This is a genomic window from Thermophilibacter gallinarum, assembly GCF_014982725.1.
GTDB classification, from domain to species: Bacteria; Actinomycetota; Coriobacteriia; order Coriobacteriales; family Atopobiaceae; genus Thermophilibacter; species Thermophilibacter gallinarum.
In genome coordinates this window covers 368,814-390,676 of the sequence record NZ_JADCJZ010000002.1, presented here as the reverse complement: position 1 = coordinate 390,676, position 21,863 = coordinate 368,814, and the positions used below count along the sequence as shown (strand labels likewise).

23 protein-coding genes are annotated in these 21,863 nt (G+C 67.0%); 14 read left to right on the top strand and 9 right to left on the bottom strand.

Annotated elements, in window-relative coordinates:
* The first annotated feature begins 34 nt into the window (after positions 1-34).
* Positions 35-673: a tetratricopeptide repeat protein gene (locus INF26_RS05695; protein ID WP_193529799.1), complete on the top strand. Its 639-nt coding sequence runs from the start codon at positions 35-37 to the stop codon at positions 671-673.
* Positions 674-688: 15 nt separating this feature from the next.
* Complete coding sequence (locus INF26_RS05690) at positions 689-1,477, top strand: sulfite exporter TauE/SafE family protein (protein WP_193529797.1); 789 nt, start codon at positions 689-691, stop codon at positions 1,475-1,477.
* Positions 1,478-1,820: 343 nt separating this feature from the next.
* On the opposite strand, the gene INF26_RS05685 is transcribed toward INF26_RS05690, so the two are convergent.
* Complete coding sequence (locus INF26_RS05685; RefSeq protein WP_193529795.1) at positions 1,821-2,555, bottom strand: DeoR/GlpR family DNA-binding transcription regulator; 735 nt, start codon at positions 2,553-2,555, stop codon at positions 1,821-1,823.
* A 169-nt stretch (positions 2,556-2,724) separates the two neighbouring features.
* On the opposite strand from INF26_RS05685, the gene INF26_RS05680 reads away from it, so the two are divergent.
* The 8 genes from INF26_RS05680 (at position 2,725) to INF26_RS05645 (ending at position 11,106) form a co-directional block, all read left to right on the top strand.
* Positions 2,725-3,213 (top strand): PTS system mannose/fructose/N-acetylgalactosamine-transporter subunit IIB, encoded by a 489-nt coding sequence (locus tag INF26_RS05680; RefSeq protein WP_193529793.1) that lies wholly within the window; start codon positions 2,725-2,727, stop codon positions 3,211-3,213.
* A gap of 24 nt (positions 3,214-3,237) precedes the next feature.
* Positions 3,238-4,020, top strand: a complete 783-nt coding sequence (locus tag INF26_RS05675) for a PTS mannose/fructose/sorbose/N-acetylgalactosamine transporter subunit IIC (RefSeq protein ID WP_193529791.1) — start codon at positions 3,238-3,240, stop codon at positions 4,018-4,020.
* Entirely contained in the window at positions 4,013-4,813 is an 801-nt protein-coding gene (locus INF26_RS05670) for a PTS system mannose/fructose/sorbose family transporter subunit IID (protein ID WP_193529789.1), read from the top strand. Before INF26_RS05675 ends, INF26_RS05670 begins: the two co-directional genes overlap by 8 nt.
* A 9-nt stretch (positions 4,814-4,822) precedes the next feature.
* Positions 4,823-5,233, top strand: a complete 411-nt coding sequence (locus INF26_RS05665) for a PTS sugar transporter subunit IIA (protein ID WP_193529788.1) — start codon at positions 4,823-4,825, stop codon at positions 5,231-5,233.
* Between the two features lie 9 nt (positions 5,234-5,242).
* Positions 5,243-6,712, top strand: a complete 1,470-nt coding sequence (locus tag INF26_RS05660) for a sulfatase-like hydrolase/transferase (protein ID WP_193529786.1) — start codon at positions 5,243-5,245, stop codon at positions 6,710-6,712.
* A gap of 208 nt (positions 6,713-6,920) precedes the next feature.
* Positions 6,921-8,306: a CHAD domain-containing protein gene (locus INF26_RS05655; RefSeq protein WP_193529784.1), complete on the top strand. Its 1,386-nt coding sequence runs from the start codon at positions 6,921-6,923 to the stop codon at positions 8,304-8,306.
* 3 nt (positions 8,307-8,309) lie between these two features.
* Positions 8,310-9,731: a class II fumarate hydratase gene (fumC, locus tag INF26_RS05650; RefSeq protein ID WP_332307319.1), complete on the top strand. Its 1,422-nt coding sequence runs from the start codon at positions 8,310-8,312 to the stop codon at positions 9,729-9,731.
* A gap of 91 nt (positions 9,732-9,822) precedes the next feature.
* The gene (locus INF26_RS05645) at positions 9,823-11,106 is read left to right on the top strand and encodes an O-acetylhomoserine aminocarboxypropyltransferase/cysteine synthase family protein (RefSeq protein ID WP_193529782.1); all 1,284 of its coding nucleotides are present in this window, start codon (positions 9,823-9,825) and stop codon (positions 11,104-11,106) included.
* A gap of 148 nt (positions 11,107-11,254) precedes the next feature.
* On the opposite strand, the gene INF26_RS05640 is transcribed toward INF26_RS05645, so the two are convergent.
* The 3 genes from INF26_RS05640 to INF26_RS05630 all read right to left on the bottom strand — a co-directional run bounded on the left by INF26_RS05640 (position 11,255) and on the right by INF26_RS05630 (position 13,171).
* Positions 11,255-11,680 carry an FKBP-type peptidyl-prolyl cis-trans isomerase gene (locus INF26_RS05640; RefSeq protein WP_193529780.1) on the bottom strand — a complete coding sequence of 142 codons (426 nt, stop codon included), beginning with the start codon at positions 11,678-11,680 and terminating at the stop codon, positions 11,255-11,257.
* A 64-nt stretch (positions 11,681-11,744) separates the two neighbouring features.
* The gene (locus tag INF26_RS05635; RefSeq protein ID WP_193529778.1) at positions 11,745-12,824 is read right to left on the bottom strand and encodes a permease prefix domain 1-containing protein; all 1,080 of its coding nucleotides are present in this window, start codon (positions 12,822-12,824) and stop codon (positions 11,745-11,747) included.
* Positions 12,821-13,171: a PadR family transcriptional regulator gene (locus tag INF26_RS05630; RefSeq protein WP_193529776.1), complete on the bottom strand. Its 351-nt coding sequence runs from the start codon at positions 13,169-13,171 to the stop codon at positions 12,821-12,823. The genes INF26_RS05635 and INF26_RS05630 overlap by 4 nt, the downstream gene beginning before the upstream one ends.
* Positions 13,172-13,324: 153 nt before the next feature.
* On the opposite strand from INF26_RS05630, the gene murI reads away from it, so the two are divergent.
* Entirely contained in the window at positions 13,325-14,104 is a 780-nt protein-coding gene (murI, locus tag INF26_RS05625; RefSeq protein WP_332307318.1) for a glutamate racemase, read from the top strand.
* Positions 14,105-14,250: 146 nt separating this feature from the next.
* Here the strand turns inward: murI and INF26_RS05620 are convergent, their stop codons facing one another.
* A complete protein-coding gene (locus INF26_RS05620) occupies positions 14,251-15,135 on the bottom strand; it encodes a DegV family protein (RefSeq protein WP_193529772.1) in 885 nt (294 codons plus the stop codon).
* 144 nt (positions 15,136-15,279) lie between these two features.
* On the opposite strand from INF26_RS05620, the gene INF26_RS05615 reads away from it, so the two are divergent.
* On the top strand, positions 15,280-16,377 hold the full coding sequence (locus INF26_RS05615; protein WP_193529770.1) for a hypothetical protein: 1,098 nt from the start codon (positions 15,280-15,282) through the stop codon (positions 16,375-16,377).
* 34 nt (positions 16,378-16,411) lie between these two features.
* Positions 16,412-17,092 carry a PspA/IM30 family protein gene (locus tag INF26_RS05610; protein ID WP_193529767.1) on the top strand — a complete coding sequence of 227 codons (681 nt, stop codon included), beginning with the start codon at positions 16,412-16,414 and terminating at the stop codon, positions 17,090-17,092.
* 29 nt (positions 17,093-17,121) lie between these two features.
* Here INF26_RS05610 and INF26_RS05605 read toward each other — a convergent pair whose 3' ends face one another.
* The 4 genes from INF26_RS05605 to INF26_RS05590 form a co-directional block, all read right to left on the bottom strand.
* Positions 17,122-18,396, bottom strand: a complete 1,275-nt coding sequence (locus INF26_RS05605) for an MFS transporter (RefSeq protein WP_193529765.1) — start codon at positions 18,394-18,396, stop codon at positions 17,122-17,124.
* A gap of 9 nt (positions 18,397-18,405) precedes the next feature.
* Positions 18,406-18,849: a DUF1893 domain-containing protein gene (locus tag INF26_RS05600; protein WP_193529763.1), complete on the bottom strand. Its 444-nt coding sequence runs from the start codon at positions 18,847-18,849 to the stop codon at positions 18,406-18,408.
* Between the two features lie 177 nt (positions 18,850-19,026).
* On the bottom strand, positions 19,027-20,031 hold the full coding sequence (locus INF26_RS05595) for a GGGtGRT protein (RefSeq protein WP_075278803.1): 1,005 nt from the start codon (positions 20,029-20,031) through the stop codon (positions 19,027-19,029).
* Positions 20,032-20,049: 18 nt separating this feature from the next.
* Positions 20,050-20,784: an iron-sulfur cluster assembly scaffold protein gene (locus tag INF26_RS05590; RefSeq protein ID WP_075576061.1), complete on the bottom strand. Its 735-nt coding sequence runs from the start codon at positions 20,782-20,784 to the stop codon at positions 20,050-20,052.
* 119 nt (positions 20,785-20,903) lie between these two features.
* On the opposite strand from INF26_RS05590, the gene INF26_RS05585 reads away from it, so the two are divergent.
* The gene (locus tag INF26_RS05585; protein ID WP_193529761.1) at positions 20,904-21,836 is read left to right on the top strand and encodes a DMT family transporter; all 933 of its coding nucleotides are present in this window, start codon (positions 20,904-20,906) and stop codon (positions 21,834-21,836) included.
* Positions 21,837-21,863 lie beyond the last annotated feature (27 nt).

Genomic DNA, 21,863 nt, shown 5'->3' with positions numbered 1-21,863 from the left:
GCCGCAGGACGGGGTACGCCCCGAGAGGAGAGGTATGGACTGGCAGCTCATAGGCATCATCCTGGTGGTGGTCTGCGTCGTCTCGCTCGTCTACACGGAGGTCCAGAAGCGCCTGGTCTTCTCGAGGTACGAGGCGCTCTTCGCGCGCGGTGACTTCGAGGGGTGCCTGCGCCTCCTGGACCGTGCCGTCGTGAGGCTCATCTACCCGCGCTACAACCAGCTCTACATGCGCCTCAACGCGCAGATGTGCCTCGAGGACGAGGAGGAGTCGCGGCGCATCATCGACGAGATGCTGTCGCTCAAGACGACCGACGAGCAGCGTCTCGTGCTGCTGCTGCGCGCCTTCAACTTCTTCGTGGAGCAGGAGGACTACGCCCGCGCCAAGGAGCTCCTCGAGGAGCTCCGCGAGCGCGCCGAGGGAGAGCAGCTCGCCGAGTGCGAGCGGACCTACGCGATCTTCGCCGAGAAGAGCTCCGCCTACATCAAGGAGATGGAGGCCGAGCTGCGCACGGCGAAGGCCACGGAGCGGGCCACGCTGCTCTACCTGCTCTCGGTGCAGTACGAGAACCGCGGGGACCAGCGTCGCGCCAACGAGTACCTCGAGCAGGTCCAGAGCGAGTTCTCCGAGATCCCGGGGATGCCGGTCGCCGCGGCTTCCGAGACGGAGTCGTAAGGGAGGCTGTCTGATATGCAAGCGCTCGTTCTTCTCGTCAGCTTCTTTGCCTGCACGGTCGGCGCCATCTGCGGCATCGGCGGCGGCATCATCATCAAGCCCGTCCTCGACGCCACGGGCGTGGCCGACGTGGCCACGATCAACTTCCTGTCGGGGTGCACGGTCCTCTCGATGACGCTCTACTCCGTCCTCAAGGCCAAGGTCTCCGGCACCTCGACGATCGACCCCAAGACGGACACCCCGCTCGCCATCGGCGCGGCTGTGGGTGGCCTTGCGGGCAAGGAACTCTTCTCCGTGGTGGCCGGGCTCTTCCCGGACCCCAACACCGCGGGCGCCGTACAGGCGGGCCTCCTCTTGGTGATCACCCTGGGAACGCTGGTCTACACCATCTACAAGGAGAAGATCCCCACGCTGCAGGTGACGTCCGTGGCGGCGTGCCTGGCGATCGGCTTCGCGCTGGGCGTGTGCTCGTCGTTTTTGGGCATCGGCGGCGGCCCGATCAACCTCGTGGTGCTCTTCTACTTCTTCACGATGGCCACCAAGCGCGCGGCCTCGAGCTCGCTCTACATCATCCTGTTCTCGCAGGCCACGAGCACGGCGAGCTCGATCGTCACCGGGGGCTACGTGGGGGTTGACCTCATGCTGCTGGCCGCGATGGTGGTCTGCGGCATCCTGGGCGGCATCGTGGGCCGCAAGATCAACTCCAAGATCGACGACAGGACCGTGGACAAGCTCTTCATGGGCCTCATGGTGCTGATCATCCTGATCAACGCCTACAACATCTGGAAGTTCGCGCTCGCGTAGGCGCACCCCGCCGCGCGGCGGGTTAGAACTACCGGGTTGTCCCCGTTTTGGGCGGCCGTTGGGTTAGAAATACCGGCTCGTCCCCCTCGAAGCGCCTCGGCGGAGGGGGACGAGCCGTTGTTTTTAACCCGCTCAGCGAGAAGGACGGGGACGACCCGGTGTTTTTAACCCGTGCCCGACCGCGACCACAAATCCCGACCGGCGCATGCCGAGAAGGACGCGCCGCTCGGGATTCTTGTCCGAACGGACACGATTTCCGACCGGCGCATGCCGCACGGCCACAAAATTCATGCGCCGCTCGGGATTTGTGGTCGACAGTCGGCCGCCACGCTGGAGGCCGACCTCACTTCACGACAATGACGCGGTCATGACCCTCATAGTCTGTGTTGTTGGTTATGAGCGTGGCTCCGGGGTGCCCGAGGAAGTCGGAACGATACATGGCGGTCAAACCGAACTTGGATGCGTCTGCGAGGATGTAGGAGCGGCTGCTGTTCTCGAGGGCGGTCTGCTTGATGTCGTACTCGTTTTGATCGGCGGAGAGGACGGCAAGATCGCGCCCGATGCCGCCGGAGCCCATGAACGCCCGGTCGAACTGGTACTGCCTCATGAGGGCGACCGTCTCACTCCCGCCGAGGCAGCGCGTGCGCGTGCGCAAAAAGCCGCAGAGCAGAAACGTCCGGATGCCACGTCGGTGCAAGGCCTCGGCATGGGGCAGGCTGTTGGTGATAACGGAGATGCTCGTCTCCTCGATGAACTCAATCATGCAGTACGTGGTTGAGCCGCCACCGATGAATACCAGCTCGTTGGGGGCGAGGAGCTCGGCAGCGGCCTTACCAAGAAGACGCTTCTCGTCGCTGTGCATGGAGAGCTTCTTGTTCATGGAGTACTCGGAGACCTCGCTGCCGATTCTCACCCCGCCGTGGTAGCGCTCCACGACGCCTTCTTGTGCCATGCGGGTGAGATCGCGCCGTATGGTCGTGGGTGCCACATCGACGATCTTCTCGATCTCATGGAACGAGAGGTGGCTGCAAAAGGCCAGCTCATTAAGAATTGCCTGCTTACGCTCCTCGTAGCTCATGGCTGCCTCCTAAGTTTGCTCGCATCCTAGTATGCCAAATTGGCCATTTTCATGAACTGAAATAACCATTTTCAACCATTTACCGAGCAAAAAAGCGGTAAATGGCAACGGATTGCCTAATCTACCGTCAAGCGATCGTAAGGGACGGTCGCGCGGAGAGGAGGAAGATATGCGAATAGCGCTGTCACGCATCGACAACCGTCTGTTGCACGGAGTCGTCGCGACTCAGTGGGCGCCGCAGACGGGAGCCCAGCGCGTCATGATCATCGACGACGAGACGGCCGAGAACGAGATCGCCAAGGCGAGCATGAAGCTCGCGCGGCCGGCTGGGATGGCCATCTCCATCATCACGCTGGAAACTGCCCTCGCAAACTTCAAGGCCAACAAGTACGCAGGCCAGACCATTTTCATCATCACCAAGAAGCCCGCGACGCTCCGTCGCCTGGTTGAGGAGGCTGCCGTTCCCATCAAGGAGGTTAACGTCGGTGCCACCGCACAGCGCGGACCCGAGGAGGACTACATCGAGGTCAACCGCCGTGTCACTGTGGACGCCCAGGAGCGTGAAGACTATCGGTACCTCATCGGCAAGGGCATTGACGTCTACGCCCAGTACCTCCTGTCGGAGAAGCCCCAACCCCTCGCTGATCTGCTGGGATAGTGCGACCAAGAAAGGAAGAAGCACATGGAACTATCTATCGTCCAGAGCATTCTGCTCATCGTCCTGGCAGGCCTTGTGCCCGTGGACAAGTACGGAATGACCTTCGGCCTGCGCTGGCCGGTCATCACCTCCGTCTTTGCCGGACTCATCGTGGGTGACATGCCGACGGCACTCTACATCGGCGGTACCTTGCAGCTCATGAGCCTTGGCATTGCCTCCGTTGGCGGCTCGAGCGTCCCCGAGTATGGCGTGGGTGTCGTCGTTGCGGTTGCCATCGCGGCAACGAGTGGAGGCGGCGTCGAGGCCGGTCTTGCGATCGGCATTCCCGTTGCCATGCTCATGGTCCAGTTCGACGTGATCGCGAAGCTCTCTTGCGGCGCCCTCGTCCAGCACGCCCAGAAGCTTGCCAACGAGAAGAACTTCTCGGGTATGTATCGCACGCTGCTCTGCGGTCCCGTCCTCAGCTTCCTGACCGCCGCCATCCCCATGGCCATCGCCGTCTTCGTGGGCGGCGACATGGTCAACGCTGTGCTCAACGCGCTGCCCGCCTGGTTTACCGGTGGCCTGACCGTGGCATCCAAGATGCTTCCCGTGGTGGGCGTCGCGCTGCTGCTTACCTACATGCCCGCCAACAAGTTCTTTGCCGCGGTCATGCTCGGCTTTGTGCTCGTCGCCTACTTCAGCATGTCCATGCTCGGCGTCGCCATCGTGGGTGCCATCGTCTGCCTCGTCTACTGGGGCTACTGCGCCGACAAGAACGCCGCGTCCGCCAACAGCACCGTGATGGGAGAGCTCGAAGATGAGTAAGGAAACCGTTCTCACCAAGGCCGACATCCGTCGCTGCGCCCTTCGCTGGATGCCCATGGCCGTGAATACCTTCTCGTACCAGTACCAGCAGGCGGGCACGGTTGTCTTCGCCCTTGGCCCGGCGCTGCGCAAGATCTACACCAACGATGACGAGTACGTCGAGGCGCTGAACAACCACTTCAACTACTTCAACGCCCACCCCTGGATGGCGAACCTCGTGCTGGGTGCCGCTCTCGGCATCGAGGACGAGGGAGGCATCGCGGCCAAGGAGGCCGTGCAGGGCTTCAAGGTCGCGCTGATGGGACCGATGGCAGGTATCGGTGACTCGCTCATCTGGGTGCTCTATCCCACGATCATGGGCTCGATCGCCGGCAGCCTTGCGCTTGACGGCAACATCACGCTGACGCTCATCTGGCTTGCGCTCAACATCGCCTTCATGTTCGTGCGCGTGTGGATGTTCCAGTTCGGCTACGAGTCCGGCACCAAGCTCATCAGCGTGCTCGGCGACAAGGTAGCCATGCTCACGGAGACCCTTTCGGTTCTCGGCCTTATCGTCGCCGGCGCGCTCATCCCCTCCGTGGTCAAGATCACGACGCCTCTCACCTATACGGCGGGCGAGTCTGTCACGGAGATTCAGTCCATTCTCGACCAGATCTTCCCGTTCCTTCTGCCGGTGCTCGCCACCTTCGTGTGCTACCGCCTCATGAAGAGCAACAAGGTCTCCATCAGCGTGCTCATCCTCATCATCGTCGCCATATCGATGGTTTGCGCCGCGTTCGGAATCCTGAGCTAGGAGTCTTTGATGAGAAACATCGTCATCGCCTCGCATCACCGTCTCGCGCAGGGCATGGCAGACACGCTGGAGTTCGTGACCGGATTCGACGGCGCGCGCGTCCTCTGCGCATTCGTGGATGATGCGGAGACAGACCCCTCGGAGCGAATCGCAGCGCTTATGGGCGAGCTCAATCCCGAGGACGAGACCTTCGTGTTCACGGACATGCTCGGGGGAAGCGTTACGCAGCGTTTCTGCCCTTTCATGGGTGAGCGCACGCATCTCATTTGCGGGATGAACCTCCCGCTGGTGCTCGAGGTGGCGCTCTCCGGTCCCGAGCCCTTCTCTCCGGAGCAGGTGGAGGAGCTCGTGGCGGGTGCTCGCGAGGGCATCGTGTACGTAAACCGCCATGCTGCGGCGAGCCTCGACGAGGACGAGTAGGGGGTTGTTATGAGAACTGTCGTCGTGCTCATGGACACGCTGCGTCGTGACCATCTGAGCTGCTACAACCCTGACACCGCCTGTATCGCCCCGAACATCGCTCGCTTCGCCGAGGAGTCCTGTCGCTTCGACGGCCACTTCGTGGGATCGATGCCCTGCATGCCCGCCCGCCGCGACTTCTTCTGCGGGCGCACCAACTTCCTGGAGCGAAGCTGGGGCCCCATCGAGATCGAGGACGTCACCCTTCCCAAGGTGCTCTTCGAGCGGGGTGGCGTGCGCTCCCACATGATCACCGACCACGCCCACTACTTCCGCATCGGAGGCGAGAACTACTGTCAGCAGTTCAACACCTACGAGTTCTTCCGCGGGCAGGAGAGCGACCCTTGGGTCTCGCTCATCGACGACCCCTGGCAGCCGGAGCGCTACTTCGGTGACGTCAAGCGACAGTACCAGTGCAACCGAACGCGCATCACCTGTGAGGGGGAGTTCTCGAGCGTGAAGTGCTTCGAGGCGGCCCGCCGCTGGGTCGACGAAAACGAGGGCGCGGAGGACTTCTTCCTCATGGTGGAGACGTTCGACCCCCACGAGCCCTTTAACGTGCCGCAGGACTACCTCGACCTCTACGGCGACGACTACGACGGCCCGTTCTTCGAGCTGCCGAAGTACCACCGGCGTGACGAGGAGACGGATGCCGCGATGGCGCACCTGCACCATCGCTACGAGGCGCTCATCACGATGAACGACCGCCACTTCGGCGAGTTCATCGATCGCCTCAAGGCAGCGGGCATGTACGACGACACGCTGATCATACTCACGACCGATCATGGCTACTGCTTCGGCGAGCGCGAGTTCATCGGCAAGAACTACATGCCTGCCTACAACGAGATCGCGAACATCCCGCTCATCGTCCACTTCCCGGGCGGAGCGCATGCGGGGGAGTCCCGCAGCCAGCTCACCCAGAACATCGACCTCATGCCCACCATTCTCGACTACCAGGACGTGGAGATCCCGGAGACGGTCATGGGAAGGTCCCTGAGGGCTGTCGTCGAGAAGAACGAGCCGATCCATGACTATGCGCTCTACGGGACGTTCGGGTGTGCGGTCAACGTGACCGACGGCCGCTACACGTACTTCCGCGGCGGACGTGACCAGTCGAAGTGTTTCGAGTACACCACGAGCCTCACCACGATTCGCGACTGGCTCGGCAAGGGGAGGGGCGACCAGATCGAGGCGGGACGGTTCCTGCCCCGAGTTCCCTACCCGGTCTATCGCGTGCCGAGCGGACCCGAGGCCCTCGTCAAGGATGGCGGGACCTACGCCAACGAGGATCATCTCTTCGACCTGGAGACGGATCCCGGCCAGACGGTCGAGGTCGAGGACGAGGCTGTGCTGTCACGAATGGAGGCGCTGCTCGTCCGTGGCATGCGAGAGGCGCAGGCGCCAGAGGACCAGTTCCTGCGTTTGGGGCTGGACGTGTAGGTGCGCTGACAGCCATCTGCAGCGACAATATGCGTCCCGTGTACCGGTTTCCGGCGTCGGGGCGTAGAAAAAGCGTCCCGTGTACCGGTTTGAGCTCGTCCAACCGGTACACGGGGCCGTTTTTCTCGCGACCCCGCGCGAGCAGGCCTGCCCGCCGCTCCCCGTGCGCGCGAATCGGTGAGCGGCGAATTGCTATGCTAGGGGTTCGGTGGCTACACCGCAGGTGATGAACGGGGGAGACATGGTCAAGACGCTGGTACTCGTTCGGCACGGCGCACCGGAGGCGTGCTCGCCCTCGGGTGCGGACATGGACCGCAGGCTCACCGAGGCCGGGGCCCGCGCGCTGCGCGTCGCCTATCCGCGCGTGTTCTCCCTGATCGGCGATGACGCCGACGCCCGCGTGTGGAGCAGTCCCGCGGTGCGCGCCCTCGAGACCGCCGACGTCGTGGCGGCGTCGCTGGGCGTGGAGGACATCGAGGTCCACCAGTCCCTCTACGCGCAGGATGCCAACGCGTTCCTCGCCGAGCTCGAGGCCGCCGAGGCCCCGTGCGTGGTGGCCGTGGGCCACGCGCCCTTCGTCGACACGCTCGCCTCTCGCCTGACCGACGTCTGCCCTGCCTTCGGAAAGGGCGCCGCGGCGGCCTTCGACCTGCCAAACGGTCCGTCCGAGCGCGGCTCCCTGCGCTGGTTCGTGGCTGCGCCCGAGGCGGTCTCCTGGGACGAGCTGGGCTCCGTCGAGCGCGCCGTCGCGGGTGCCGCAGAGGGCCTCTCGGGACTTGCCAAGGCGTTTCTCGCCGCGCCGGACAGCCCCGACCGGCTGCTGGAGTTCAGGATCGGTCTGCGCCGCGTGCGCTCCCTGCTGCAGTTCCTGTCGCCGTGGCAGGCCAAGAAGCAGAACCGCCGCTGCGAGCACGCCCTCAAGGAGCTGCAGGCGGCCTCCGCGCGGCTGCGTGCCCTGGACATCCTCTCCGAGGCCGTGGACGACCTCGTGGAGAGCGGCGAGCTCGGCGAGAACTGCCTGCTGCCCATGGCCTGCGCCAAGGAGCGCGCGCTCGAGTGCTCGTCGCTCGTGACGCTCATGCGCAAGCACCACGCGGGCAAGGGCCTCTCCAAGGTCGCGCGCGACCTGTCCGCGCTGCGCTGGAAGGGCAAGGTCGCCGAGAAGGGCCTGACGGCCGATGACTTCCGCGCGCGTTTCGACGCCATGTTCAACGAGGTCGACGAGGACCTCTTCGGGCTCGACCTGCGAGACGGCGACGCGGTCTACGTCGCGCGTCGGGACACCAAGGAGATGCGCTACGTGGCCGAGCGCCTCGGCGAGGTGCTGGGGCCGGAGCGCGCGCAGATGAGCGAGTACCTGGACGAGATCCAGCGCGAGCTCGGCGCCCTCTCCGACGCCCGGAGCAACAAGCAGCTCGCCGAGGAATGCTCCAAGAGCCCGCGCTTCCGTGGCGTCCGCGCCGACCTCGGCATCGTCGCGCGCGACCAGGCGGAGGTCGTCTCCGCGATCACGTCGGGCATGGAGCGCCGCGAGGCGGACGCCCGCCCGGCCCAGGACGTCGCGGCAGACGACGCCGAGGACGAGGAGGAGTAGCGCGTGGCCGAGAAGAACGGCGTATCCGCGGGCGCGGCCGGCGATGGCTGGCGCGTCGAGCGGGACTCGATGGGGGAGATGCTCGTCCCGGCGGATGCCCTCTGGGGCGCCCAGACCGAGCGGAGCCATGAGAACTTCCCCATAGGGACCGAGCGCATGCCGCAGGAGATCGTGCGCGCGTTCGCGCTGGTGAAGAAGGCGGCGGCCCGCGCTAACGCGCGTCTGGGCCGTCTCGCGCCCGAGGCGCGCGACCTCATCTGCGCCGCCGCGGACGAGGTGCTCGCCGGCACGCACGACGCCGACTTCCCGCTCGTGGTCTGGCAGACGGGCTCCGGCACGCAGTCCAACATGAACATGAACGAGGTGCTGGCCAACCGCGGCAACCAGCTCGCTGCCGAGAGGGGCGTGGCGCTGGAGAAGCCGCTCCACCCCAACGACTCGGTAAACATGAGCCAGTCCTCCAACGACACCTTCCCGACGGCCATGCACGTGGCCGCGGCGATTGCGGTGACGGGGCGCCTGCTGCCCGCGATCGACCAGCTCACGGCCACGCTGCGCCGCCTGGAGGCGGAGAACGAGGGCGTGGTCAAGAGCGGCCGCACCCACCTGCAGGACGCGGTGCCCATCTCCTTCTCGCAGGAGATTTCCGGCTGGCGCGGCCTGCTCGAGGGCAGCCGCGAGGAGTTCGTCGCCGCGATGCCGGGCCTCTATCGCCTGGCGCTCGGCGGTACGGCCGTGGGCACGGGCCTCAACGCCCCGGCGGGCTTCGACGAGGCCGTCGCTGCGGAGCTGGCAGAGCTCACGGGACTGCCCTTCGAGACGGACCCCAACAAGTTCCGCGCGCTCACGGGCAAGGACGCGCTCGTGTTCTCCCACGGCGCCGTGAAGGGCCTCGCCGCCAACATGATGAAGATCGCCAACGACGTGCGCTGGCTCGCGTCCGGCCCGCGCCTGGGCCTCGGCGAGATCACGATTCCGGCAAACGAGCCGGGCAGCTCGATCATGCCGGGCAAGGTCAACCCCACCCAGTGCGAGGCCGTCACCATGGTGGCCGTGCAGGTCATGGGCAACGACGCCGCTATCGGCATGGCCGCCTCTCAGGGCAACTTCGAGCTCAACGTCTTCATGCCGGTGATCGCCTACAACTACCTGCAGTCCGTTGGTCTTCTCGCCGATGCGATCGTCTCCTTCGACGAGCGCTGCGCGAGCGGCATCACGGCCAACCGAGAGAAGATGGACGAGAACCTCCACCGCTCGCTCATGCTGGTGACGAGCCTGAACCCCCACATCGGCTACGACAACGCCGCGCGTGTGGCCAAGAAGGCCTTCGCCGAGGGCACCTCGCTCAAGGAGGCCTGCGTGGCGCTGGGCCTGCTCACGCCCGAGCGCTTCGACGAGGTCTTCCACCCCGAGCAGATGGTGTAGCCGCGCCCTTCTCGCCGTCCGTTTTGTTACGGGCCCGCTGCCCCTCTCGCCGAGCGGCTATCATGGACCCGGCAACAACGAAAGGAGCCCCATGAGCGAGCAGAGCATCGGCACCCGCTGCGTCCAGGCCGGCTACACGCCGGGCGACGGCGAGCCGCGCCAGATTCCCATCGTCCAGTCCACCACCTTCAAGTACGCGACCTCCGAGCACATGGGGCAGCTCTTCGACCTGGAGGCCGAGGGCTACTTCTACACGCGCCTGCAGAACCCCACCAACGACGCCGTGGCTGCCAAGATCTGCGCGCTCGAGGGCGGCGCCGCGGCCATGCTCACGAGCTCTGGCCAGGCCGCCAACTTCTTCGCGCTCTTCAACATCTGCGAGGCGGGCAGCCACGTCGTGGCGAGCTCGGCCATCTACGGCGGCACCTACAACCTGATCGCCCACACTATGGCCAAGATGGGCGTCGAGTCCACGTTCGTCTCGCCCACGTGCACGCCGGAGGAGCTTGCGGCGGCCTTCCGCCCCAACACGCGCGCCGTCTTCGGCGAGACGATCGCCAACCCCGCGCTGGACGTGCTTGACATCGAGCGCTTTGCCAAGGCGGCCCACGCGCACGGCGTGCCGCTGATCGTGGACAACACCTTCCCCACGCCCGTCTTCTGCCGTCCCATCGAGTGGGGCGCGGACATCGTGACCCACTCCACCACCAAGTACATGGACGGCCACGGCGTGGGCGTGGGCGGTGCGATCGTGGACTCCGGCAACTTCGACTGGATGGCGCACGCGGACAAGTTCCCCGGCCTCACCACCCCGGACGAGTCCTATCACGGCATCGTCTATGCCGAGAAGTTCGGTCAGGCCGGCGCCTTCATCACCAAGGCCACCTCGCAGCTCATGCGCGACCTCGGCTCCATCCAGAGCCCGCAGAACGCGTTCTACCTCAACATGGGCCTCGAGAGCCTGCACGTGCGCATGCCGCGCCACTTTGCGAACGGCCTCGCCGTGGCGGAGTACCTCGCGGGCTCCGACAAGGTGACCTCGGTGCGCTTCCCGCACCTGGCCGGCGACCCGTACCACGAGCTCGCCCAGAAGTACCTGCCCGAGGGCGGCTCCGGAGTGGTGTCCTTCGAGCTCGCCGGCGGTCGCGCGGCTGCCGAGAAGTTCATGGCGGCGCTGCGCCTCGCCGCGATCGAGACGCACGTGGCCGACGCGCGCACCTGCTGCCTGCACCCGGCCTCCGCGACGCACCGTCAGATGAACGACGAGGAGCTGGTCGCGGCCGGTATCTCCCCGGCCATGGTGCGCTTCTCGTGCGGCCTGGAGGACAGCGCCGACCTCATCGCCGATATCGAGCAGGCGCTCGCCGCGATCTAGCGACTTTGGTCAAACAGAACGGGCCGGGCCTCCCCGCAGAAGTGCTTCGCGCTGCGCGCTCAGGAACTTCTGCTTGGGAGGCCCGGCCCGTTCTGTTTGACTCCTAGCTGGGGCGGTGCCTTTACCGATTGGGGCGGACGCGGGGCGCTTACTCGACTTCGAGCAGCTCGATGTTGAAGTTGAGCGCCTTGCCCGCCATCTCGTGGTTCATGTCGAAGGTGACGGACTCGTCGTCCTTGGCGGCGACGGTGGCGGGGAAGGGCTGGCCCATGGCGTTGCTCAGCATGACGCGCTGGCCCGCGACGAGGTCCTCGGCGCCGGGCATCTGCGCCACGGGGACGGTCTGCACGAGGCGCTCGTCGCGCTCGCCGTAGGCCTCGGCGGGCTCGAGGCGCACGTCCACGACCTGGCCGACCTCCATCTCGCGCACGGCCTCGTCGAAGCCCTTGATCATCTGGCCCGCCATGCAGGTGAACGCCAGCGGCTCGCCGCGGTCGCGCGAGGAGTCGAACTTCGTGCCGTCGTCGAGCGTGCCCACGTAGTGGACCTTGACCTGCTTGCCCTCGTTGCTCATGTCTCTCCCGTCTCTGGGGTCGGATGCACCGACCCCAGATTCTGACAGATGGCCCGTGCGTGCGCTAGTCGCGGTCGGCGCGGTCCCAGGCCTCGTCGTAGATGTACTCGGTCATGACCTGGGAGCGCAACCCCTCCCAGGAGTCGGCGGTCAGCTTGCCGCCGTCGAGCGTGGTCCCAAGCAGGTTCTCCAGCATGGAGCGCTCGAACACCTGCGTGTCGCGCTCGAGTCTCCCGTCGTCGGGCTCGACCTCGTAGAGCGTGAGGGTCTGGAGGTCGTCGACCGCGCACATCGCGACGACGGCGTTGTAGACGAGCGCGAGGTCGACGTGGTCGTCGTCACGGGCGACGCGGTCGCGGTCCTGGTACTCGTAGGTGACCGCGACGGCACCCGCGGCGGTGGTCTCCACGCCGGTCAGGTACTCGCTCACCGGGAGCGAGCGGAAGAGCTCCTCGACCCGCCCGGTGTCAGAGGCGGACGTCCCCGCATACGCCGCCAGCTCGTCGACGGACTGGTCCCGGACCTCGGCAACCAGGCCGGTGCCGCTCTGGGCGGGCGCCCCGTAGCGGTTGCCGGTGCCGTCCTGCGGCGCGCTGCCGCTGGTGTCGTCGGTCGTGGTCTGCGAGGCGACGTCGTCCTTCTCAGCGGTGGCGTCGTCGCCCTGGTCGATCCGATCGACGACCTGAGAGGTCTGGGACTGGTAGTCGTCGGCGGCCTTCCCGGTGTCCAGCAGGTTGAACACGGTGCAGCCGGCGATGCCCGCCACCACGAGCACGACCGCCACGACGGCTACGATTGCCGCCGTCGACCAGCGCCGGGATGCGGCGGGGGCGGGCTCGGCCGCGGGCGCCGGGGGCGCCTCGAACGTCGGCGCGGGCTCGGGCTCGGCCGCCGCGGCGGGCATCGCCGTGGTGGGCTCGACGACGGCCTCGTCCTTCTCGTCCAGCACGTCCTCCACGCTGGAGACGGCCTCACAGGTGCGCCGGTAGGCCTCCTCCTCGCTCATGCCCTGGGCGACGTAGTCGTCGAAGCGCGCGGTGAGGTTGCCGTAGATCTCCTCCTTGAGCTCGATGGTCTCGGCGTCGAGCGTGCGTCCCTCGAAGAGGTGCTCGACGTACATCCTGAGGTCGCTCCTGCCGCTCATTTGGTGCCTCCGCTCTGTCTGAGAAGTCGGTCGATGATGGTGCGCGCGCGGACCCAGCGTGCGGTCGCCTCGGTGAGCTCCCCGCGGCCGCCGTCGGTTATGTGGTAGTACTTGCGCCGCGCGCCCTGGGTCTCGTTGCCCCAGTAGCTCTCCACGAACCCCTGCCCCTCCAGGCGCTTGAGGCTCGTGTACAGCGAGGGCTCCTTCATCTCGTAGGCCCCCTCGCTCGTCTGCGCGACATCCTTCAGGATCTCGTAGCCGTAGGAGTCGCCGTTCGAGAGCGTGCTCAGCACGATGGCGTCGATGTTGCCCCGGATGAGGTCGCTCTCTGCGTCTCTCGTTGCCATGGGTCACCTCCCTGATGGTATCGTGAGTGCAGTGTAGCGCATATTACTATGTGTGTCGATATACTTTCTCAGATGTATGTAAAGTCCGGCGAGCGGCAGCCGAGCGGGCGGGAACGTTGCGATGGGGTATCCTTAGCCCGAGAGGAGGGTGACGTGAGCGAGAAGAGCGACGGTTTCGTGGGGGTCTTCGACTCGGGCGTGGGCGGCATCAGCGTGCTGCGCGCGCTCGTGGCCGAGCTGCCGCACGAGGACTTCCGCTTCTTCGGCGACTCCGCCAACGCCCCCTACGGCGAGAAGACCGAGGGGCAGGTGCTCGAGCTCTCCCGCGACATCGTCGAGCGCTTCCTCGCCGCCGGCGCCAAGGCGGTCGTGATCGCGTGCAACACGGCGACCTCCGTCTCCGCCGGCGTCCTTCGCGCCGACCACCCCGACGTGCCCATCGTCGGGATAGAGCCCGCGCTCAAGCCTGCCGCGCGCGCCCTGCCGCACGGGCGGGTGCTCGTCATGGCGACCGAGATCACGCTGCGACTCGAGAAGTACCACGAGCTCGTGCGCGCCTGGGGAGGGGAGTGCGAGGTCGTCCCCGTTCCGTGCCCGGGCCTCGCCGCCCGCATCGAGAGGGGAGACCTCGACGCGCCCGACGTCCGAGAGCTGATCGAGGGGTACGTGGGTGCGTATGCGGGCGAGGTCGACGGCGTGGTCCTCGGCTGCACGCACTACCCGTTCGTGAGGCGCCAGATCGCCGAGGTGCTCGGCCCGGGCGTGCGCTTCTTCGACGGCGGCGCCGGCGCGGCCCGGCAGCTCAGGGCGCGCCTCGCGGACGCCGGCCTGCTCACCGACCGCGGCCGCCCCGGGCGCGTCGAGTTTGCCTCGAGCCTCGACACCCCTGCCGAGCTGGCCCTCTACGAGAGGTTCTTCTCGCTCTCGTGCTGACGCCGCATTGTCTGGGTACTTTTTCGGGCGCCCCTGAGGTAGCGGACGTCCGCTCGTCCGAGAACGCGCAGGTAAAGAAACGGCACCTCCCAAGTCGTACTTGAGGGGTGCCGAACAAAGTACCCAGACAACGTCCGGGGGCCTGTCTAGACGCGCTTCTCGCCCCAGAAGAACGTCGCGACGGTGCCCGGGCCGGTGTGAACGCCGATCGTGGCGCCGATGGGGAAGATCTCCACCTTGCCGTTCAGCTTGGGGAACTTCGCCTCGATGCGGCGCGCGACCTCCTGGGCGTCATCGATGCACTCGGACTGGGAGATGAAGACCTTGCCGGAGTAGTCGAGTCCGCCCTCGGCGAGCTCCTCCATCTTCTCGACGATGCGGTTGATCGCCTTGGCCTTGGTGCGGATCTTCTCCTTGACGGCGAGCGAGCCGTCGGGCTCCACGTCCATGACCGGGCAGATCTTGAGCATGCCGCCCACGAGGCCGGCCGCCTTGGAGATGCGACCGCCGCGGATGAAGAACGTCAGGTCGGACGAGAAGAACCAGTGCTGGACCTCGCTCTTGTGCTCCTCGGCCCAGGCGCCGAGCTCGTCGAGTCCCATGCCTGCGTCGCGGAGGTCGGCGAGCTTGTCCATGAGCAGGCCGTAGCCGGCGGAGGCGGCGAGCGAGTCAACGACGACGACCTTGCGGTCGGGGTACTTCTCGGCGAGCTGGTCGCGGGCGATGCAGGCGGAGTTGTAGGTGCTGGAGATGCCCGAGGAGAGCGTCACGTGCAGCACGTCCTTGCCGGAGGCGAGGAACTTCTCGAAGTGGGCGGCATAGTCGCCGGCGCTCACCTGCGAGGTCTTGGCGTCCGCGCCGGCCAGCATCTTTGCGTAGAGGTCGGCGGGGGAGTTGGTGACCCCGAAGTCGTCCTTGCAGGTCTCGCCGTTCAGGTAGTAGTTGAAGTACAGATACGCGATGTCGCGGGACTCGAGCCACTCGCGCGTGACGTCTGCCGTGGAGCAGCAGCTGAGGACATAGTCGGACATGGTACCCCCTTTGATTGTCTTTGCGGGTCCAGCATAGCGCACCTTGGGCGCGCGGGCGAGTGCGGTGGAACCTCCCCTCGCGGCACACGTCGCCCGGGCATTCGTGCATACTCTTAGCCAGTAACTCTCGCGAGAGGAGCGCTCATGGGCAGATCCGGCGGAGGCGGCGGAGGCTTCGGCGGCGGTGGCCGCTCGGGCGGGTTCTCGGGCGGCGGTCGTCGTTCGGGCGGGTTCTCGGGCGGGCGCTCCGGCGGCAGTTCGGGAGGCAGGTCAGGCGGCTTCGGCGGCTTCGGCGGCCCGCGCCCCGCGGGCGGCCCGGCGCCTCGCCGATCCTACGTGCCCGTCTTCGGCGGCTGGGGTTGGCGCCGCCCGACCGTCGTGACGCCGGGCTACGGCGTCGGCGGCGGCTGCGGGGGATGCGGCGGGTGCGGGGGCTGGCTGGTCGGCCTCGTCCTCGCCGCGCTGCTGATCGCCCTGCTCACCACCTCGCTCTCGTTCTGCGGCGCCGACGTCGGCGGCGGGGGGTACTACTCCCAGGGCTCCGCGCAGTCGTCCTCCACGGTGCGCGAGAAGCTCGACGCCGACGCCGTCAACAGGACGGACTGGTACACGGACGCCGACGGCGACTGGATCCACAGCGCCGGCCGTCTGACGGACGGCCTCGAGCGCTTCTATGACAAGACCGGCGTCCAACCCTACGTCTACATCCTGCCCAACGGCAGCACCAGCTCGGTCGAGGAGCTCACGGCGCTCGCCGAGCGCCTCTACCCGGAGCTCTTCACGGACGAGGGACACCTGCTGCTCGTCTTCTGCGATGACGGGGCCGGCTCCTACACCTGCGGCTACACGGTGGGCACGGAGGCCTCCTCCGTCATGGACTCCGAGGCCCTGGGCATCCTTGCCGACGAGCTCGACTACGCCTACAACAACGCCGACACCGACGAGGAGGTCTTCTCCGACGCCTTCTCCGAGACCGCGGAGCGCATCATGGCCGCGGCCGACGAGGAGGCCCAGGGCAAGACGATCCTCGTCGTCGGCGGCGTGATCATCGCCGTGCTAGTGGTCGGCGGGGTGGTCCGCGCCGTCGTGTCCCGCCGCAAGGCCGCGGAGGCGGAGGAGAAGCGGAAGATGGAGGAGATCCTCAACACGCCGCTCGAGCGGTTCGGTGACGACAAGGTTGAGGACCTTGCGGACAAGTACGAGGACGAGGAAGATGGACCCATCAGCGGGGACAGCGACTAGCGACGTCTCCTGACGTCTCGAGAAAGGAAACGAGATGGGCATTCTGGACCGCTTCGCCACGATCGTGAAGGCCAACATCAACGAGCTGCTCGACAAGGCCGAGGACCCGGCCAAGATGGTCGACCAGTACCTCGTCGACCTCACCGAGTCGCTCGCCGAGGTCAAGAAGGAGACCGCCGGCGTGATGGCCGAGGAGACGCGCACCCAGCGCGCCGTGGACGAGAACGCCAAGGAGTCCGAGCGCATGGAGGGCCTCGCCCGCAAGGCGCTCACGGCCGGCAACGAGGGCGACGCCCGCGTCTTCCTGGCCAAGAAGCAGAAGCTCGACGCCACGGGCGCCGAGCTCGCCAAGGCCGCTGAGGCCGCGCACGCCAACGCGGACAAGATGCGTCAGATGCACGACAAGCTCGTGAGCGACATCGAGGACCTCAAGGCTCGTCGCGAGACGATCAAGGCCAAGGCCGCCGTGGCCCGCACGCAGGAGATGGTGGGCGGCTTCACCTCCGGCTCCGACAAGGCCGAGAGCGTCATCGAGGCGTTCAACCGCATGGAGGCCAAGGTCGACCGTGAGCTGGACACCGCCGACGCCATGGCCGAGCTGAACGAGAAGCCCGCCGACGACGCGGCCGCCCTCGAGGCCAAGTACGCCGACGCGGCCGACGACGCCGCCGTGGACGACGCACTCGCCAAGCTGAAGGCTGACATGGGTCTGTAGCGCCTCGTCAGAGCGCCTGGAATCAGGGGCTACTCCTCGTCTGAGCGGGGAGTGGCCCCTTTCTTCTCGGCGGCACGCTCCTCGGCGACGAGCGTCGCGATCTGGTGCCGCCTGATCGCCCCCACCGCGAGCGGCATGAGGAAGACGAGCGCGCTCGCGGCGACCAGCGTCCCCTGGACGCCCAGGATGCGGGCCAGGGCAGGCGCGCAGAAGAGCGGCAGCACGCCGGCGGCGTTGTTGCCCAGCGACATCACCGCGTTCACGCTGCCGAGGGTCTCCAGGGGCGCGTGCATCTGCGTGAGGGTGGTGAGCAGCGGCATGAGGGCGCCAAAGGCCACGCCGAGAAGGACCTGGCCCGCGCACGCCACCGCCACGGAGGACGTCCCGACGTAGACGAGGGCGAAGACGCCCTCGGAGGCGAGCACCGCGAGGAGCGTCCGCACGTTCACGTGGCGCGCGGGGATGCGCAGCACCAGCAGCGCCCCCACGATGCCGCCGAGGCCCGCCGCGGACGAGAGCCACCCCATCCACTCCACGCCGACGCCCAGGACGTCGCGGTAGTAGAGCGACTCGAGCGGGTCGAAGGCGCCGTACCCGAAGAACGCGGCGAAGCAGCTCCAGAACAGCAGGGCGAGCGCCGGCACCGCGAAGACGGTCGAGAAGCCGGCGAAGAGGGCCGAGCGGTCAGGACCCTCGCCGCGCGGCTCGCTGCGCCGCGGCTCGCGGAGGGGCCGGAAGCCCGTGGCCGGTACGAGCGAGGCGAGCGCGCAGACCGCGAGCAGCAGGAAGACCGCGTGCGTGGAGACGGATGCGGCGAGCGCGCCCCCGAGGACGGGACCCACGACGATGGCGGCGTTGGACACCGTGAACACGACGGAGTTGATGTTCTTGAGCTCGGCGGGGTCGTCGGTGAGGTAGGAGGGGAAGGCCTTGGCGACCATGTCGCCGAACCCCCAGGCGACGCCGAAGAGCGCCGCGCCGAGGAGCACCCCCGCGACCGAGGCGGCGAGCACCTGGAACGTGAGCGCGGACGTGACGAGCGCGGCCACCACGAGCGCGAAGTAGCGCCGCGGCCCGATGCGGTCGAGCAGCGGTCCGCCCACGAGCGAGCCGCCGATCATGCATCCGTTGAGCACGGCGATCCCGAGGACGTTGTCACCCACGCCCCCGTTCATGGCATACGTGAGCGTGCCCACGATGCCGATGAAGTAGCAGCACTGGACGCCGAGGTAGATGAAGAGGCGCATCAGGACGAGGCGCTTCGCCATGGGCGAGAGCGACCTCAGGCTCTTAAGGAGGGGCATCGGGCGTCGCTAGGCGGGCTGCGGCCCGGCAAGGAGCGTGCGGGCGCGCTCGGCGAGCACGCGGACGGCCTCGTAGGGCTCCCAGACGCCCTCGACGGAGGCGTCCATCGGGCACTGGCCGTCGTTGGCGCGGTTCTGGATGTGCGGTACGAGCGTGTCGTAGCTCGTGGCGATGCTCGCGGCGAGCAGCACGGCGCGGCCGGTCCAGGACATGACGGGCGAGAAGACCGCGTCGGGCCCGAGCACGGCGTAGAGCAGCGCGGGCGCCTTGCCCACGACCTTGTCGGCCACCGAGAAGCCCGTGAGATCGCGACCCTCGCGCACCCAGGCGAGCAGCGGCTTGATGCCCCGCTCGGTGCAGATGATCACCTCGTCGTCGCGGACGGCGACGAGTGTGGCGTCCCTGTTGGCGATCAGCAGGGCGCGGGCGAGGTCGAGGTCGGTGGCAGCCATGTTCGCATCCTCCCAATGACGGCGAGAACCCTTAACAGCGGGCACTCTACCACAACCGTTCCGCCCCGCCGCGCCGTTCGCCGAATTGCGTCGTGCGCCCGTCCTTCTCGCGACCGACACAGAAAGCGGGCCGCCACCCGGGGGTGACGGCCCACAGCCAAGACGCTGGCGCGTACGCTACTCGTTCAGGGCGGCGTTGACGGCAACGGCGCAGGCGACGGTCGCACCGACCATGGGGTTGTTGCCCATGCCGATGAGGCCCATCATGTCGACGTGCGCGGGCACCGAGGAGGAGCCGGCGAACTGGGCGCTGGAGTGCATGCGGCCCATGGTGTCGGTCATGCCGTAGGAGGCGGGGCCGGCGGCCATGTTGTCCGGGTGCAGGGTGCGGCCGGTGCCGCCGCCGGAGGCGACGGAGAAGTACTTCTTGCCGGCGAGCACGCGCTCCTTGAAGTAGGTGCCGGCAACCGGGTGCTGGAAGCGCGTCGGGTTGGTGGAGTTGCCGGTGATGGAGATGTCGACGTTCTCGTGCCACATGATGGCAACGCCCTCGCGGACGTCGTCGGCGCCGTAGCAGTTGACCTCGGCGCGCGGGCCATCGGAGTACGGGATCTTCTCGACGATGTTGAGCTCGCCGGTGAAGTAGTCGAACTGGGTCTTCACGTAGGTGAAGCCGTTGATGCGGGCGATGATCTGGGCGGCGTCCTTGCCGAGGCCGTTCAGGATGACGCGCAGCGGCTTCTTGCGGGCCTTGTTGGCGTTGAGCGCGATGCCGATGGCGCCCTCGGCGGCGGCGAAGGACTCGTGGCCGGCCAGGAACGCGAAGCACTCGGTGTCGTCACCGAGGAGCATGGCGCCCAGGTCACCGTGACCCTTGCCGACCTTGCGGTCCTCGGCGACGGAGCCGGGGACGCAGAAGGCCTGGAGGCCCTCGCCGATCATGGCGGCGGCCTCAGAGGCGCTCTTGGCGCCCTTCTTGATGGCGATGGCGCAGCCGCAGACGTAGGCCCACTTGGCGTTCTCGAACGCGATGGACTGGACGCCCTCGACGATCTCGCGCGGATTCACGCCCTTGTCGAGGCAGATCTGCTCGGCCTCCTCGAGGGAGGAGATGCCGTTCTCAGCGAGCACCTTGTTGATCTTGTCGATGCGGCGCTCATAGCCCTCAAACGAAACTGCCATTTGGTTTTCCCTCCCTTTCTACTCGTGAACGGGGAAGACGTTGGCGACCGTGTGGGTCTCCTCGTCCGTGCGCGGATCGATGTACTTGGCGGCGTTCTCCCACTGGCCGTAGTGGCCCATGGCGCCGGCGATGGCGTCCTCGGGGGTCTTGCCGGCCTTGAGGGCCTCGGTGAACTTGCCGAGGTTCAGGAACTCGAAGGCCACGATCTCGTTGTTCTCGTTGAGCGCCATGCGGGTGACGTAGCCCTGGGCGAGCTCGAGGTAGCGGGCGCCCTTGGCCTTGGTGCCGAACATGGTGCCGACCTGCGTGCGCAGGCCCTTGCCGAGGTCGTCGAGGGAGGCGCCGACGGGCAGGCCGTCCTCGGAGAAGGCGGTCTGGGAGCGGCCGTAGACGATCTGGAGGAACAGCTCGCGCATGGCCACGTTGATGGCGTCGCAGACGAGGTCGGTGTTGAGGGCCTCGAGGATGGTCTTGCCCGGGAGGATCTCGGAGGCCATGGCGGCAGAGTGGGTCATGCCGGAGCAGCCGAGGGTCTCGACGAGGCACTCCTCGATGACGCCCTCCTTGACGTTAAGGGTGAGCTTGCAGGCACCCTGCTGGGGCGCGCACCAGCCCACGCCGTGCGTGAGGCCGGAGATGTCCTTGATCTCCTTGGCCTGGACCCACTTGCCCTCCTCGGGGATGGGCGCGGGGCCGTGATATGCGCCCTTGGCGACGGGGCACATATTCTCGACTTCTGCGGAATACTGCATGTAATGCTCCTCTCCGTGGTGTTGAGGTCGGTGCCATGCGACCGGCCTTTGCCAGTCCGGCTCTAGTTTACGGCAAAACGGCGGGCGAGAAGTGCAGAGCGACGCTATAATTCCGCTCCATGAGTGACGAGAAGAACATCGAGGCGCCCGGCGCGTCCCGCCGCCGGGCCGTCCCCACGTGGGCGTGGAAGCTCTCCCTCGCGGCATGCGCCGCCATTTGGGGAGGCTCCTTCGTCGTCATGAAGGACACGCTCGACAACATCCCGCCGGCGTGGCTCATGGGCATCCGCTTCGCCGCGTCGGCCGTGATCGTGGGCGTGCTCTTCTGGCGCACCCTGCGCGACAACCTGGACGTGAGCCACCTCACGATGGGCGCGATCCTGGGCGTGGCGTCGGGCGCCGCCTTCGTGGTGCAGAACATCGGGCTCGACGACACCACCCCGGGGCGCAACGCCTTCCTCACCGCAACGTACTGCGTGATGACGCCGTTCATCAACTGGCTCGTCGCGCGGCAGCGGCCCGGGCGCAACAACGTGGTCGCGGCCCTTCTCGCCATCGTGGGCGTGGGCCTGGTGGCCCTCGGCGACGACCTCTCCCTGATCATGAGCGGCGGCGACTGGCTCACGCTCGTGGCGGCCGTGCTCTTTGCCGTGCACATCGTGCTCGTGGCGCGCTTCTCGTCCGCGCACGACGTCATGACGCTCACGGTGGTGCAGCTCGCGGTGAGCGCGGTGCTCGCGCTCGGCGTGGCCGTCGTCACGGAGCGGCCGCCGGCGCCGGAGGTCTTTGCCTCGGCGGACACGTGGTTCTCGCTTGGCTACCTCGTGCTGCTCTCGTCCTGCGTGTGCATGGTGTTCCAGAACCTGGGCCAGGCGCACGTGCCGCCCGCACAGGCGTCGCTTCTGCTCTCGCTGGAGAGCGTCTTTGCCGTGGTGGCGAGCGTGGTCTTCTACCATGAGCTCGTCACGTTGAGGATCGCGATCGGCTTCGGCACGATCTTCGTGGCCGTGCTGGTGAGCGAGCTCGGCGCGCGGATGGGCCGCGGCAAGTAGGCTCGTCTCGGCCGCGACGCCGAGAAG

Coding starts and splice junctions, on each gene's coding strand:
- INF26_RS05695 (WP_193529799.1), top strand. CDS start 35: ATGGACTGGCAGCTCATAGGCATCATCCTGGTGGTGGTCTGCGTCGTC.
- INF26_RS05690 (WP_193529797.1), top strand. CDS start 689: ATGCAAGCGCTCGTTCTTCTCGTCAGCTTCTTTGCCTGCACGGTCGGC.
- INF26_RS05685 (WP_193529795.1), bottom strand. CDS start 2,555: ATGAGCTACGAGGAGCGTAAGCAGGCAATTCTTAATGAGCTGGCCTTT.
- INF26_RS05680 (WP_193529793.1), top strand. CDS start 2,725: ATGCGAATAGCGCTGTCACGCATCGACAACCGTCTGTTGCACGGAGTC.
- INF26_RS05675 (WP_193529791.1), top strand. CDS start 3,238: ATGGAACTATCTATCGTCCAGAGCATTCTGCTCATCGTCCTGGCAGGC.
- INF26_RS05670 (WP_193529789.1), top strand. CDS start 4,013: ATGAGTAAGGAAACCGTTCTCACCAAGGCCGACATCCGTCGCTGCGCC.
- INF26_RS05665 (WP_193529788.1), top strand. CDS start 4,823: ATGAGAAACATCGTCATCGCCTCGCATCACCGTCTCGCGCAGGGCATG.
- INF26_RS05660 (WP_193529786.1), top strand. CDS start 5,243: ATGAGAACTGTCGTCGTGCTCATGGACACGCTGCGTCGTGACCATCTG.
- INF26_RS05645 (WP_193529782.1), top strand. CDS start 9,823: ATGAGCGAGCAGAGCATCGGCACCCGCTGCGTCCAGGCCGGCTACACG.
- INF26_RS05640 (WP_193529780.1), bottom strand. CDS start 11,680: ATGAGCAACGAGGGCAAGCAGGTCAAGGTCCACTACGTGGGCACGCTC.
- INF26_RS05635 (WP_193529778.1), bottom strand. CDS start 12,824: ATGAGCGGCAGGAGCGACCTCAGGATGTACGTCGAGCACCTCTTCGAG.
- INF26_RS05630 (WP_193529776.1), bottom strand. CDS start 13,171: ATGGCAACGAGAGACGCAGAGAGCGACCTCATCCGGGGCAACATCGAC.
- INF26_RS05620 (WP_193529772.1), bottom strand. CDS start 15,135: ATGTCCGACTATGTCCTCAGCTGCTGCTCCACGGCAGACGTCACGCGC.
- INF26_RS05615 (WP_193529770.1), top strand. CDS start 15,280: ATGGGCAGATCCGGCGGAGGCGGCGGAGGCTTCGGCGGCGGTGGCCGC.
- INF26_RS05610 (WP_193529767.1), top strand. CDS start 16,412: ATGGGCATTCTGGACCGCTTCGCCACGATCGTGAAGGCCAACATCAAC.
- INF26_RS05605 (WP_193529765.1), bottom strand. CDS start 18,396: ATGCCCCTCCTTAAGAGCCTGAGGTCGCTCTCGCCCATGGCGAAGCGC.
- INF26_RS05600 (WP_193529763.1), bottom strand. CDS start 18,849: ATGGCTGCCACCGACCTCGACCTCGCCCGCGCCCTGCTGATCGCCAAC.
- INF26_RS05595 (WP_075278803.1), bottom strand. CDS start 20,031: ATGGCAGTTTCGTTTGAGGGCTATGAGCGCCGCATCGACAAGATCAAC.
- INF26_RS05590 (WP_075576061.1), bottom strand. CDS start 20,784: ATGCAGTATTCCGCAGAAGTCGAGAATATGTGCCCCGTCGCCAAGGGC.
- INF26_RS05585 (WP_193529761.1), top strand. CDS start 20,904: ATGAGTGACGAGAAGAACATCGAGGCGCCCGGCGCGTCCCGCCGCCGG.